The sequence below is a fragment of the Staphylococcus pseudoxylosus genome, from assembly GCF_003697915.1.
In the GTDB taxonomy this organism is placed as follows: Bacteria; Bacillota; Bacilli; order Staphylococcales; family Staphylococcaceae; genus Staphylococcus; species Staphylococcus pseudoxylosus.
In genome coordinates, this window is the sequence record NZ_RCVN01000007.1 from 48,931 (window position 1) to 62,945 (window position 14,015).

A 14,015-nucleotide genomic window follows, 5' to 3' on the forward strand; every position below is an offset into this window, starting at 1 on the left:
GAATTATTCCTAAGGTTTGTTTATTTATATGTGTATAATGATCTTTCACAATAGCAAGGGACTTTCAGACCACAGTTGGCTCGTTTATCAATTGATTGATTCAACATAATAAGCACCACCACTAATTAATTTATAAATATAATGATTTTTTTAATGTAATATTGGCATTGATATGGGCTGACTTCTGCGGGATGCGCGCACAAAAAAACTGCCAACAAAGTTGGAAACTTTGTCGACAGTCTGTGAGTTAAGCCATTAAGTTAGCTCTTTTATAGCTACGTCGTAGCACAGACACTCCCTTTAGCTACTACATATTAAATAAATCATTAAACGATTCTACCATTGTAGGATGTGTGTATATGTTTTCTTTTAATACTTTATAAGATAATTTTTGATCTATTGCTAATTTGATTAAGTTTATAATTTCTTCTGATTGTAAACCGTATAGAGATGCACCTAAAATTGCTTCATTATCTTTATTAACAACTGCTTTAAACAATCCTCTGGTATCATTGTTTATTTTATGTCTAGGGATCGTATTAACAGGTATAGCATTTTCTATCACATTATACCCTTGTTCTTTCGCTTCTTCTCCTGTTAATCCAACGCGTGCCAATGGTGGATCTATAAATACTGTGTAAGGTACGACGCCACGATTTCCCGTAGAACGTTGGCCTTCTCCGAACAATTGCTCTTTTACAATTCTGAAGTCATCTAATGAAATATATGTGAATTGCATGCCTCCTTTGACATCACCTAATGCATAAACATCGGATGCATCTGTTTGTAGATATTCATTCACTATAATTTCACCATGGTCACCAATTTTCACATCAGTATTTTGAAGATCTAAATCAGTATTAGGTTTACGTCCTGTTGCTATCAGTACAGCATCAGCTACATACTCACCATTTGATGTATGCACAACTGTACCTTTATCTGTATCATCAAATTTCTTAGTATCCACATTTAAGACGAGTTTCACATTTTTGTCTGCTAAGTCTTTTTTCACCTCAGCAACAATATCGTTATCTTCTTTAGTCATAATATCGTTACCACGCTCTAATACAGTTACTTGTGTTCCAAAATTCGCAAACATTGAGGCAAATTCTAATGCGATATAACCTCCACCAACAATTACGAGATGATTAGGTTGAGATTTTAAATTCATAATACCTTCAGAATCATATAAATGTTGCGAAGTATCTATACCTTCAATTGGTGGAATAACAGATTTAGCCCCAGTATTAATGACGATTTGTTCTGAACCGATAGTTTCTACAACTTCACCTTGATCATTTAATAAATTTAATTCATGATTAGATTTAAATTTAGCAGTATAATCTAACACCTCTATATTGTCATCATCAGCTAAGTTATGATAATTCTTACTATTTAATGCATTGACAACGTCTGTTTTTCTTGAAAATGCTTGATCAAAGGAACCATGTTCTAATCCTTCATGTACTAGCGTTTTTGATGGAATACAGCCTATATTGATACATGTACCTCCGTACATTTTTTTCGATTTTTCAATAACTGCTACCTTTCGACCTTGTGCAGAAGCAAATTTTGCTAGCGTTTTTCCACCTTTACCAAATCCTACAATGATTAAATCAAACTGTTTCATGAGAATCCCCCTTTAATATGTCCTTTAATACATCTTTTATCGTAATATTTTTATAATATGCCTCTAATAAGTCTTGCTCTCTTTGGTGAAATTGAGACATTGTGTGACCTATTTCCCTGGAAATTTCACAATCGCTACCTTGATTGCCAGTAAATATTCTACCTTCTGATTTTTCTTCGTTGAATAATACAAATAAATCTGCAAGGTTTACATCGTGCGTTGTTTGATTTGATTGGTAGCCACCGAACTTACCACGGGTAGCGTCCAAATATTGTTGTTCATTTAACCTTCTAGTCACACGACGTAATTGCACAGGATTGACACAAATACGTTCTGCTAATTCACTACTTGAGTAACGTTCGTCCGGATGTTTCACTAAAAAGGTTAAAAGGTGCACCGCAATATTAAACTCTAAATTCATAATCATCACCTTTTAATTGTAACTTTAATAATTACATTATAACTTTTCTTAAATGATCAGCAAAGTTATTTGCTTACAGTTACTATATTCCCAAATAAGTTTATATTATTAAAATAAAGCAGGGTAAAAATCTAAAAATAATTAGATTTCTATCCTGCTTTAAGTCTTTAATACATATGAGGCTTCGTTGATCTATATTAACTTTTTAAGTCTTTACAATGATTATAATATTGCAGCTCGAATTCTCACGTTGTGTTCCAAATATGCTTTTAAGCAACTAAGCATATAAACCCAACCCTCTTTTTGTCCTAATAATTGCTCTACATCTTGTGTATCAAAATCTTTTTCTATTGTAGTTACTATCGTACTTCCACCAATACCTTCAAATTGAATCGTTACAGGATGATCTCCCCAAATAAATTCAATACTTTTATTTTCCTCGATGCTTTTTATCTGAACATCTAATTCTGCGTTATATTCTTCATAACATAGGGTAATGGTTTTACCTTGTTCCCATCTTTCTGAACTTGAAGAAAACCAAAAACCTCCAATTTGATTTGGATTTACAAAAGCTTCAAACACATTTTCTTTCGGCACGTTTACTTGCATTTTCGTAACGATATCCAAGTCACACACATCCTCTCTCCAAGTTAAATACAACATTTTCCCACTTCTATTATATACATTTTGCACTCATGTCACAAAGCGCATGTCATTATAAAATACATGAAATTATATATTACAAATTATGCATTATAAAATTATATTTATTAAGAATGTAAATATTAAATACTCAAATAGTAATACAATTGTAAAAAACATATTAGTCGGTGTTATCATAATTTCTGTTATAATTTCATCATCACAACTATAAAATTAAGGGAGATTTCTATGAAAAATATAATCCATTCTTATTTATATTATTTAATCATGTTACTTATAGTAGGTGTAATTCTAACTTCCTTATATATTTTATATGTTTGGAAAAATGATCAACCACAAAATCAGGATTACTATAAAAATTTTTCAGAACTTAAAGCCGATACAACAGAAGGACGCGATTGGCAGATTAATACAAAGACAACAAATAATAAAGATATATTGATTACTGCTATTCATGGTGGTGGAATTGAACCAGGAACCTCTGAACTAGCAAAAATCATTTCTAAAAAAGGAAATTTCAATTTATATAGTTTTGAAGGATTATTAAAATCTAATAATGCCAAGCTACATATTACTTCAACTCGTTTTGACGACCCTAAACTTAAAGATATGATTTATAAGTCTAATGAGTCTATTTCTATCCATGGAATTAGAGAAGAAAAAAAAGTAGTCTATATTGGCGGAAAAGATAAAGATATGTCTCAATCCATTCGAAAAGAATTAGAAAAAGAAGGATTTAATGTAGAACAAAGCCCCAATTATGTAAATGGCGATTCTAGCAACAACATCATCAATAAAAATGATACAGGGTCTGGCGTTCAATTAGAAATTTCAACAAAATATCGTAAATCTTTCTTTGATAATGGAGATTTCAATCGAAAAACGCGCGAAAACACTAATGACTACAAACAATCTATTTATGATTTTGCAGAAGCTGTTACTAAAGGTATCAAACAACAAACCAATTAGAATTCATTCCACTAGCGTCCAGAAATCCTTTGATTAATAAAGGTATTTCTAGACGCTTATTTTTACTAAATATTTTCTTTTATATTTGCTTGCTTTTTAAAACAATAGGTATAAAATACTGTTTATTAAAATCAGTAAAGGAAATGACCTAATGAAAATATTAAATAAGCCTTTGTATTTTTACCTTTTACTTTTTATCACTACAACATTAATTGGCGCGTTACTTTTATACTTACCTGTTACCGGCAAAAATCCCATTGATTTTATAGATGCATTTTTCATAGCTTCCAGTGCGTTTACAGTAACCGGACTAGTGACTGTTGATGTCTCAACACAATTCAATTGGTTGGGCGACCTTATTATTATGCTCTTAATTCAAATCGGTGGCCTTGGTATTGTGACAGTCACATTATTAACCTTTATATTAATCAACAAAAAAATTAGTATAAAGAATCGTTATCTAGCAATGGCGATGTGGAATATCGATAAACCAGGGGGAATTATACGCCTGATTCTTCAATTTGTGCTATACAGTGTTACAACTGAGATCTTAGGAGCAGTATTTATTGCGCTCTCATTTGTCCCTAAATACGGGTTTGGCCAAGGCTTATTTTTAAGTATGTTCACATCAATATCTGCATTTAACAATGCAGGTTTTGCCCTTTTCAAAGATAATTTAATGAGCACGATTAATGATCCAATTATTACGATTACTATTCCGTTGCTCATTATTATGGGGGGGATCGGACCTTTAGTGTTCTTTGATTTAATCATGTCTCAAAAATTAGTAAACTTAAAATTACATTCTAAGATTGTGCTAAGCACATCACTCATATTAATCATTTTAGGTTCTATACTATTTTTCATCTTAGAGTATCACGCTACATTAAATCATTTATCATTTCCTGAAAAAATTGGGGCTTCATTCTTCCAATCTGTCACAACACGAACTGCAGGATTTAACACTGTAGATATTGGACAAATAACGGCACCGACTTCAATGATAATGATGCTGTTAATGTTTATTGGCGGAGCACCTATCAGTGCTGCTGGTGGTATTAAAGTAACAAGTTTGGTTTTAACTCTATTATTCATTACCAGTACACTAAGCAACGAAACACACCCTTCCATATTTAAACGCTCTATTTCAAATCGAACTTTAAATATAGCCGTTACAATTACACTCTGTGCTACTATATTTGTCTTAAGCGTCTCTATGATAGTGAGCATGCTTAACCCACATACGCCATACACAACTGTATTATTTGAAGTTATTTCAGCTTTTGGCACGGTAGGATTAAGCATGAATTTTACAATGGATTACCATACCGCTACGAAAATCATCATTATTGCAACAATGTTAATTGGAAAAATTGGTATTCTCACTTTTGTTCAATTGTTCATTACTGAAAAGAAAACTTTATTTTATTACGCTAAAGGCAACATACATTTATAGTTAATGCAATAAAGTAAAATAACTAATGAAAATTAGTTCTTTAAACCTAATACACTGAATCATAATTACCTATGCAAACATAAAAATGATGATTTCCAACTTATTTAGATGGAAATCATCATTTTTGTTTTTTTGAGTGATTGGACTAATAGTTTCAAACTATTATTATCTATGAAAGGACTTAATTAGAATTCGATGATTTTGCTTTTTTCTTATCCATAATAATTGGTACTACAATGATTAGAACACTAATAACCAATAAAATAACTGTAATCGGAGAGTGGAATAATGATAAAAACTCTCCATTGTTAATTAACAAATGTCTTCTTAATGATGTTTCCATCAACGGACCGAGTACAATTCCTAAAATTAATGAAGCAATTGAGAAATGATATATTTTCATTAAATATCCTACAACACCAAATAATAGCATAATCCAAACATTCAATAAGTCATTGTTTGTAGCATATGCACCAAGTAGTGAAAGTATAATAATAAATGTCGCTATAATACTATAGGGTGCTTTTAACAATAATGTAAATACTTGAACGCCCGCTCTACCAGCAACCAATGTCATGACACTTGCGAATAACATAGCTAAAAATATCGAATATAAAAGTATAGGCTGATCCGCCATGAGTTGTGGCCCTGGCTGTACACCTTGAAGCACTAAAGCAGCTAATATTACTGCAGTTGTTGGACTACCTGGTATTCCAAGAATTAGTGTAGGAATCATTGAAACTCCAGCTGCTGCATTATTAGATGTTTCAGGTGCAACTACACCTTCTGCCTTCCCTTTTCCGAATTCTTCTGGATTTTTATCTGTTTTCATAGCTACACCATAACTTACAAAAGAAGCTATGGCTCCACCTGTTCCAGGCAAAATCCCCAGTAGACTACCTATTGTCGCTGATTTTAAAGCAGTCCATTTATATACAAAAAAGTCTTTAAACTTAAACACACCTTGTGATAATTTTGAAGATGCATTTAAATTTTGTGGCTTATTGTTAGTAACTTGTGAAAATACTTCACCTAATGCAAACGCGCCAATCATAATTGGAATATAGTCAATTCCATTCATCAATTCTAAAGTATTAAATGTAAATCTATCTGTAGCTGTTAATGGATCTAAACCTATAGTTGAAATAAAAATACCAATAAGTCCTGATATAATAGCTTTAACCATATTACTGGTTCCTAAAGCAGAAATGACGGTCATACCTAAAATAGCTAAGGCAAAATATTCTGAAGCATGTATCTTAAATGCAACCTCTGAAAGTATAGAAGCCAGGGAAAACATTAAGATGACTGCAAATATACCACCGAATGCAGAACTGCTAATCGCTAAACCCAAAGCTTTTTTCGACTTTCCTTGCTGAGACATAGGATGACCATCAAACGTCGTAGCGACCGCTTCTGGCGTCCCAGGTGTATTAAAAAGTATCGCTGTAATAGACCCTCCATAAGCCGATCCAACATAAATTGTTGATAAAAATGCAATAGCCGGCAATACATCTAAGAAATAAGTAAAAGGTAATGCTAATACTATCGCCATTGAAGAGCCTATCCCTGGCAATGCACCTAAGAATATCCCAACTAATAAACCTAATACAACTAACATAATATTGGTAGGTTCAATTATCGTTAAAAAAGAATCTTTCAATAAGTTTATATTCATTCATTACACCTCCATGTCTCAATATATAAAATTACTAATTTCAGAAAAAATACCAATTCCTTTTGGTAGTGGTATACTCAATATGTTTCCAAACAAGAACGTAAAAAGGATTGGAATACCTACAGAAAAACTAATAATTTGAATCTTACTTTTTGAGCCTAATAATACTAATAGTAAAGGTGTTAAAAATAAACATGATAAGAAAAATCCCATCTTATTTAACACTAAAATAAATATCGCTATGCCTACAGTTATGATCATTATGATGAGCGCCGGTTTAGTAAATAGCGCATTGTGATTCGTTTTTTCTTTATTTTTCTTATATTTAACAATCTCTTTAATTAATGTATAAATAAGTAATGCAACTAGAATAAAAAGTATAAAAGTTGGTATACCTGACGCGCCAATTGGATCAACATCTCTTAAATTCTCCATATTTATTGAGTTAATTAAGAAATATACAAATATAATTAGTAAAATGAAACAAAATAATATACTTCCCATATAATCCCCCCATTACATGTTTAAATACCTAAATCATCCGAAATTTCATCAAATTTTTCATACTCCTCTTCTAATTTTTTCTCAAATTCATCTGGACCTAGATAGCCCTCACCTATATCCACTAAATTATTTTTGGCATATGTTTTATATTCCTCAGTTTCATACGCCTCTTTTAATTGTTTCGTCAGCTGTTTTTTTACTGCTTCTGGTGTTCCTTTTTTAATGACAAAGCCTCTCCATGAACCAATATCTACATCTAAACCTTTTTCTTTTGTCGTAGGCACACTTTTAAATTCTTCTATTTTATTAATTCTGTCTTCATTAAAAATCACTAACGGCCTAACTTTATTAGATTTAACATAGTCTACCACATTCACAACTTTATCTAGATATACATCTACTTCTCCACCTAATGCAGCTGCTTTCACCTCAGATCCTGATTTATAAGGAATAAATTCACTATTTATATTGGCTTCACTTTTAAATTTACTAGTTGCGAAGTCATCTAAACCTGTCGAACTTGTTCCACCAATCGTAAGTTTATCCTTTTTACCTTTTTTAATTAATTCATCATAATTTTTGATTGGGCTATCTTCAGCAACAGATAATACATAGATATCGCTTTGAATTTGTACTAGTGGTTCAAAATCATCTAACAACTTAACCTTGTCACTTTTATCTAAATTATCCGCAATTACTTGGGATGGTGTAATCTCTAACACATTATAACCATCATTGTTTTGTTGATACGTATACAACATCCCCAACAAACCGCTACTTCCATCCTTATTAATCGGTTGAAAATTGACGTCAGAACGTTCGGAAAGAATCTGAGAATATTGCCTTACAAAAGCATCACTGGCACTCCCTTCACCAAAAGGTATAATCATATTTATTGTTTGATTGGGATACGCTTTAATTGCCTCTTTATCTATCTGGTTACTAGTACTCCCTTTTGCACTGCAGCTTGCTAATAGTATTGATAATGTAATGATGAGTAACCCCTTTTTTTTACTCATATTTTCACTTCCTATCCATTAAAGATATTGGAATAACTGCATTTCCTTCCATGATTCTTCTAGCGGTACGACCAGTACCTCCTTTAATCAATTTGTAAGCACTTTCATTTTTTTGTATAAAAACTTCAGACGAAATGCTTCCACTAGGATGTCCTATCTCTATTGTGTTTAGCGCGTTTTTCTGACAAACAGTAGCCGGGACTGTCCCAGGAATTTTACATGCAGTTGCCAAGCATATAGAGCCACTAACAGCAAAAGCTGGATGCAATTTGCCCATAGAAATATATCTACCTATTATATTAATATTTTCCTTTTTAATTAAACTACCTTGTTCTGTTATATAATCTTTTGGCTCGCTAACTAATGTTATTTTAGGTAATGCTTCTAATTCATGATTTACATTGTCTTCGTCGCTAAATAATCCTAATAAAACACCTACTTTAACCCGTAGCTTTTCAATTGCTTTTGAAGTCTGTTGATTATTGATATCCTTTGCCAATTCAAATCCTTCAAGAGAAAAATCGCTAGCTTTGACGAAAGCAACAATATTGCCAGTATCTAATATACTAACTTTATATGTAGCTCCATCCATTTTAATATAGTCAACTAAATTTCCAGTTGGCAATAATTTTCCAGTAAATGCCCCGGATGAGTCAATAAAACTCACCGTAATCTTTGCCCCTGTGCCTTCAACACCTGAAATCGAAAAGTCACCTACACTTTTGATTTCACCTTGATATACAGGGACACGTACTTCCATAATTTTATTGGTATTGGTATTTAAAATTCTAACTGTTGTTTCACCATCTTCTCTCTTTACGAGGCCTTCCTCAACCGCGTATAAACCGACAGCCGACGCCATATTGCCACAAGTCACGTTGTAATCGATGCTTTTTTGATTAATTCCAACTTGTCCGAAATTATAGTAAATATCACTATCATTTGTATCCGTCATACCCACAATTGCTACTTTACTAGTAACAGAAGTGCCTCCGCCAATACCATCAATCTGCCCGTTAGCAGAGCTACCATAAATCTTTAAAATCACTTCTTCCTTCAATTTTTCATCTATGGGCAAGTCAGTATCTTTAAAAATTAAACCTCTGCTAGTTCCTCCCCTCATTAAAACACATGGGATTTTTAAACTTGTCGTATCCATAATATGCCCCCTAGTTAATTATTGAAATATTCAGTTAACTTATATAAAGTATATAAGTATATATTCGATAAATAAAATATTACTTTTTTATGTTTGGTCATCAAAATATTTTATAATACATATAAATTTTGTAGGAGGATTATATATGGATAGTATGGATTGGGAAATTTTAAGAGAATTATTTAAATGCAAAAACATCACACAGACAAGCAAAACCCTGAGAACATCACAACCTGCAGTAACGTATAGAATTAATAAACTTGAACAAGAATTTAATGTGAAGATTATCTATAGAAATAAAAAAGGCGTCGTATTCACTTCCCAAGGAGAAATGATTGTAAATTATGCAATTTCCATGTTAAAAGATAATCAAAAACTTAAAGAAGAACTTATAAGTCAAGAAAACACCGTTCAAGGAATATTAAGATTAAGCGCTTCTAGTATATTTTCAAGATATCAACTTCCTAAAATTTTGTCGGAGTTTAGCCAAAAATACCCAGCAGTAGAATTTGATGTTAATACTGGTTGGAGCGAAGAGGTTTTTAAATCTGTCCATAATGACTATTCTCAAGTAGGCATACTAAGAGGAGACTACAGTTTTTCGTCAGAGAAGATTCGTTTAATGAAAGAAAAGATTTACGTCGTCTCAAAACATCCAATTGATATTACTGATTTACCTCATTTACCCAGAATATATTATAACACCGATACCTCTCTCAATAAGTTAATTGATGATTGGTGGATTGGAAAGTTTATCGAGCCACCTTCTATTACAATAAATGTCGACAACATGGAGACCAGTAAAGAATTTGTTCAAAATGGGTTAGGTTTTTCTATTTTGCCTGGTATTTTATTACGAGATGATGATAATTTGTCTAAAATCCCATGTTTAGATCAACAAGGTGACTATATTATTAGAAATACAGACATGATTTTAAAAGAACAATATCTAAATAATACCGTAGTGAGGGCATTTTATAATTTCATGAAGGACGTTAATTTAGAATTTTAATATAATATATGATTATATGATTCCAATGCATTTCACCTAAATATGATACTTTAATCCAATTATACGTCGTCACTCACTGCTACCTAATTTACTCAAAGATACAGTGTTCTTACACATAAAAAATATAAAGTTACACTCACAACTGAAATGTAGTACAATATATTTAATGTTTTATATTTTTGCGCTCAATAAAATGTGAATTAAAATTAAGGGAGAATGAGATGAACGATAATAAAAAGAATGGATGTATCGGTTGTTTAGGCTGTTTAGTTGTCATTTTACTCATTATATTGTTGGTTGGCGGATATAGCGCTTTCTTCTATACAGAAAATAATAGCGATAGTACCAAAAAAGAAACTCAAAAGCATTCTGATACTAAAAAGAAAGAGAAAGAAAATAAAAATTCTGACACTAATAATAGCAAAAATGAAGGGATTAATACTCAAGAAAATGGCTCTCAAGAATCAAATGATAATAATTACGAAGAGTCAAGTAATGCTTCTGATCATAGCGAAAATAGTAATGTTAATGATAATGGCGATACTTATAATAATCATCAAAGCCAATCATCTAACAACTATAATAACAGCACAAATCAACAAAACAACTCAAGCACAGATATCGATACCCCTGATCCTAATGCACCCGACATTGATGCACCTGAAAAGAATGATTTACCTAAAACGCCAGATGTCGACGTACCTAAGCCAGGTGAAATAACAAAAGATATGCCAGGTTATGATTCATCCAAAGATAGAGATAACGATGGTATAATAAACGAAAAATAAGCAAAAACGACACTTCATCATTTGCTGATATCAACAAATGGTGAAGTGTCGTTTCATTTACTAATGTGCTTCATCACTTATTTAATTTTTAATATTTGTCCTACTTTAATACTATTGGAATCCAACTTATTGTCTGATTTAATTTTGTCTACTGTTGTCTTTTGATTTTTAGCTATACTATACAAAGTATCGCCTTTCTTCACAGTATAGGTCTTCACTAAATACAGTGTTTGTCCCTTGCTAATACTATCATTTTTCAAATTATTCCATTTCTTGATATTTTCAACACTTACATTACTTCTTTTAGAAATATTATACAGCGTATCGCCAGCGACTACTTTATGTGTATCTCCGGTTATCGTATCACTATTACTTGGCGCTTTTAATTTTAATGTTTGTCCTACTGATAATGTGTTATTACTTAAATTATTCCATTTCTTAATGTCATCAATAGCTACGCCGCTTCGTCTTGAAATACTATATAATGTATCACCTTTCGCCACTTTGTAAATTGAGCCAGTTATTGCGTCGTCATTACCGCCACCGCTTAGTGCTTTATAATGTTTTTGCACTAAACTATAAAATTGGTCCATGTTATATCCCCACTGATTGAAATAACCTACTGGGTCTGTATGATCCGTGCCACCCCAATATTGACTAATAGCATTGTGACTAATAATTGTACCTGTGCCTTGATTATTATCTGCCAATGATGGAGCCAGCCCATTTTGCTTCAACATTTTAGCAGCTAAATAAGCCTGGTTATTTACAGATTTAGCAAAACCGTCAAATGTATTTGATCTCGTCAACTCTATTTGATAGAAATACGGGTTTGCATTCGCGCCTGCACCCCAAGCTAAATAATTACTTGGTGCTGTTTGGATAATTTTATCACTACTTGCATAAGCATGTACAAAAGCACTCTGATAATTATTATACATATAATTGACTTCGCCTTCAATCGTACTATTAGGATTGGCCGTTTCATGTATAACAACGCCTATAAATTTTCCTGACTTATAATTATATTTTGGTAAGTTATTCATACGTGAATCTTGAACGATTTTCGCCGGTTTAATATTATTATTTGCAATATATGTATTTACGTCTTGATAAGACCTATTTGCAAAAGTACGCATTTCTACTGAATTAGCATTATGTTCTACAACCTTATTATGTAATCGTAAATCTTCAGGTGTGAGTTGGTCTTTTAAAGCTTGAGGACTCATCTTTTGTGCTTTATCAAAATCGATTGGCTTGCTGGTATTTTCTTTCTTATCTTTTGCTGTCGTTTGCTTTCCATTATCTTCCTGTGCATATGCTACGGTAGTACTTAGTACTAAGCTCGTCGCTACTATTAATGATAAACCTAACCTATACTTCATTTAAAACACTCCTTTTATTATAGAACACTATTTTATCGCAACGTCTATATTAATTAATTCATCTTATTCTTCCAGTTTATAATATTATTCAAATGTTTACAAAAAACTTTATTATTTCGTACTATTTTTTGGGTATTCTATATATTAAGTGTTTTAAATATAATAAAAATGAGGAAGATAATGAAATCACAAATACTTTTGACTTCATTATCTTACTCTCATTATATTTACTACGCTTACATTTGTTGATTAATAAGTTTATCGTCCATAGCCCCTCCATTGGTACGTGTTGAGGATTATAACTTTGTATCACGCTCAAAAATTATAAATCGATAATTACACTTGATAATATCGCAATTAATGCAACTATAAGTACAAACACAAGTAAGGTATCAATTTTTCTTTGGTTACGTTCTTTATATGATTTTCTAAATTCTTTTAATGCCACAAAACCTGCAATTAACACTAATAATAAACACACTAAATGTAAAACCAATGCTATTACGGCCATCTTCATCACCTCACACACTTTTATTAAATTATGATTGTACTTATTTGTTTAAAAATGCTTCATGAACAATTAATTAGAAATAGTTACTCAGTAAACTGATAAATAGAGGAATGGTTAATTACGTAGTCTTTATAATATGCTACCCTTTTTAATGTCTCAAAAAACGCAAAGTGGTATTTCACTCCTTTCTAGATACATTGTGTTTTAAAACATAAAAAAACAAACCACACGCTAAAATCAGCAAATGGTTTGTCAATCATATATTATCTATAATAATTATATACTGTAAAACAGTCAGTTATTTTCAAAGAAATCTTTTGAATATGTTCTTAATCTACCACAATTTTCACACAAAACATTTATCAACGTAATGGGTTCATTACCGTAAGTAGCAGATAATAATGGTAAATAATATTGGCCATCCAATACTCTCATGTTAGGATTGTCGCAATTACAAATACCTTTGTTTGTAGCCTTTGACTCAATAATGCTTATGATACGTTCTTTTTGTATATCAGTAAATTTTTGAATTGTCATAAACTTTGTCTCCCAACATATTATATTGTATCCATTATAATATGTTGTCCTCATTAAATAAAGCTTAATTTAAAAAAGGCCCTCAATTAAGAGGACCACAGGATTAAAGGAGTTGCGTTCTCCTACACGTCATAGGACGCATAAGAGATTGACCCATTTAATCACTCACGTCCTAAGACGTGCAAAATTATTATAAGTTAATTACTTGTATAAGTAAAATATAAATTATCTCAAAAAAGGAAAGGCTTTCTTATAATCAGAAACATAATATTTATTAAAGAAA

General features: G+C 31.6%; 14 protein-coding genes. 4 read left to right on the forward strand and 10 right to left on the reverse strand.

The window, feature by feature from the left end:
• Positions 1-307: 307 nt before the first annotated feature.
• The 3 genes from merA to D9V42_RS07620 form a co-directional block, all read right to left on the reverse strand.
• Positions 308-1,630, reverse strand: a complete 1,323-nt coding sequence (gene merA, locus D9V42_RS07610; protein ID WP_122064250.1) for a hypothiocyanous acid reductase MerA — start codon at positions 1,628-1,630, stop codon at positions 308-310.
• Positions 1,617-2,051 (reverse strand): redox-sensitive transcriptional regulator HypR, encoded by a 435-nt coding sequence (gene hypR / locus D9V42_RS07615; protein ID WP_122064252.1) that lies wholly within the window; start codon positions 2,049-2,051, stop codon positions 1,617-1,619. Before hypR ends, merA begins: the two co-directional genes overlap by 14 nt.
• Positions 2,052-2,273: 222 nt before the next feature.
• On the reverse strand, positions 2,274-2,660 hold the full coding sequence (locus D9V42_RS07620; RefSeq protein ID WP_244204781.1) for an SRPBCC domain-containing protein: 387 nt from the start codon (positions 2,658-2,660) through the stop codon (positions 2,274-2,276).
• 282 nt (positions 2,661-2,942) lie between these two features.
• Here D9V42_RS07620 and D9V42_RS07625 point away from each other — a divergent pair, with 282 nt between their 5' ends.
• Both D9V42_RS07625 and D9V42_RS07630 read left to right on the forward strand, forming a co-directional pair.
• Positions 2,943-3,683, forward strand: a complete 741-nt coding sequence (locus D9V42_RS07625; RefSeq protein WP_122064257.1) for a poly-gamma-glutamate hydrolase family protein — start codon at positions 2,943-2,945, stop codon at positions 3,681-3,683.
• Positions 3,684-3,834: 151 nt separating this feature from the next.
• Positions 3,835-5,139: a TrkH family potassium uptake protein gene (locus tag D9V42_RS07630; RefSeq protein WP_122064259.1), complete on the forward strand. Its 1,305-nt coding sequence runs from the start codon at positions 3,835-3,837 to the stop codon at positions 5,137-5,139.
• Positions 5,140-5,320: 181 nt separating this feature from the next.
• Here the strand turns inward: D9V42_RS07630 and D9V42_RS07635 are convergent, their stop codons facing one another.
• The 4 genes from D9V42_RS07635 to D9V42_RS07650 are packed head-to-tail and all read right to left on the reverse strand — an operon-like array spanning position 5,321 to position 9,499.
• Complete coding sequence (locus D9V42_RS07635; protein ID WP_122064261.1) at positions 5,321-6,817, reverse strand: tripartite tricarboxylate transporter permease; 1,497 nt, start codon at positions 6,815-6,817, stop codon at positions 5,321-5,323.
• Between the two features lie 18 nt (positions 6,818-6,835).
• Positions 6,836-7,321: a tripartite tricarboxylate transporter TctB family protein gene (locus D9V42_RS07640; RefSeq protein ID WP_107554743.1), complete on the reverse strand. Its 486-nt coding sequence runs from the start codon at positions 7,319-7,321 to the stop codon at positions 6,836-6,838.
• Between the two features lie 20 nt (positions 7,322-7,341).
• The gene (locus tag D9V42_RS07645; RefSeq protein WP_122064263.1) at positions 7,342-8,340 is read right to left on the reverse strand and encodes a Bug family tripartite tricarboxylate transporter substrate binding protein; all 999 of its coding nucleotides are present in this window, start codon (positions 8,338-8,340) and stop codon (positions 7,342-7,344) included.
• Between the two features lie 4 nt (positions 8,341-8,344).
• The gene (locus D9V42_RS07650; protein WP_122064265.1) at positions 8,345-9,499 is read right to left on the reverse strand and encodes a PrpF domain-containing protein; all 1,155 of its coding nucleotides are present in this window, start codon (positions 9,497-9,499) and stop codon (positions 8,345-8,347) included.
• 145 nt (positions 9,500-9,644) lie between these two features.
• On the opposite strand from D9V42_RS07650, the gene D9V42_RS07655 reads away from it, so the two are divergent.
• Together D9V42_RS07655 and D9V42_RS07660 are read left to right on the forward strand one after the other, a co-directional pair.
• The gene (locus D9V42_RS07655; protein ID WP_107554740.1) at positions 9,645-10,511 is read left to right on the forward strand and encodes a LysR family transcriptional regulator; all 867 of its coding nucleotides are present in this window, start codon (positions 9,645-9,647) and stop codon (positions 10,509-10,511) included.
• Positions 10,512-10,732: 221 nt separating this feature from the next.
• A complete protein-coding gene (locus D9V42_RS07660) occupies positions 10,733-11,299 on the forward strand; it encodes a hypothetical protein (RefSeq protein WP_122064267.1) in 567 nt (188 codons plus the stop codon).
• Between the two features lie 77 nt (positions 11,300-11,376).
• Here the strand turns inward: D9V42_RS07660 and D9V42_RS07665 are convergent, their stop codons facing one another.
• The 3 genes from D9V42_RS07665 to D9V42_RS07675 form a co-directional block, all read right to left on the reverse strand.
• On the reverse strand, positions 11,377-12,684 hold the full coding sequence (locus D9V42_RS07665) for a peptidoglycan recognition protein family protein (protein ID WP_122064268.1): 1,308 nt from the start codon (positions 12,682-12,684) through the stop codon (positions 11,377-11,379).
• A 322-nt stretch (positions 12,685-13,006) separates the two neighbouring features.
• Positions 13,007-13,195, reverse strand: coding sequence for a hypothetical protein (locus tag D9V42_RS07670; protein ID WP_107554737.1), 189 nt, complete (start codon positions 13,193-13,195; stop codon positions 13,007-13,009).
• Positions 13,196-13,489: 294 nt separating this feature from the next.
• Positions 13,490-13,732, reverse strand: a complete 243-nt coding sequence (locus tag D9V42_RS07675; protein ID WP_122064270.1) for a hypothetical protein — start codon at positions 13,730-13,732, stop codon at positions 13,490-13,492.
• Positions 13,733-14,015 lie beyond the last annotated feature (283 nt).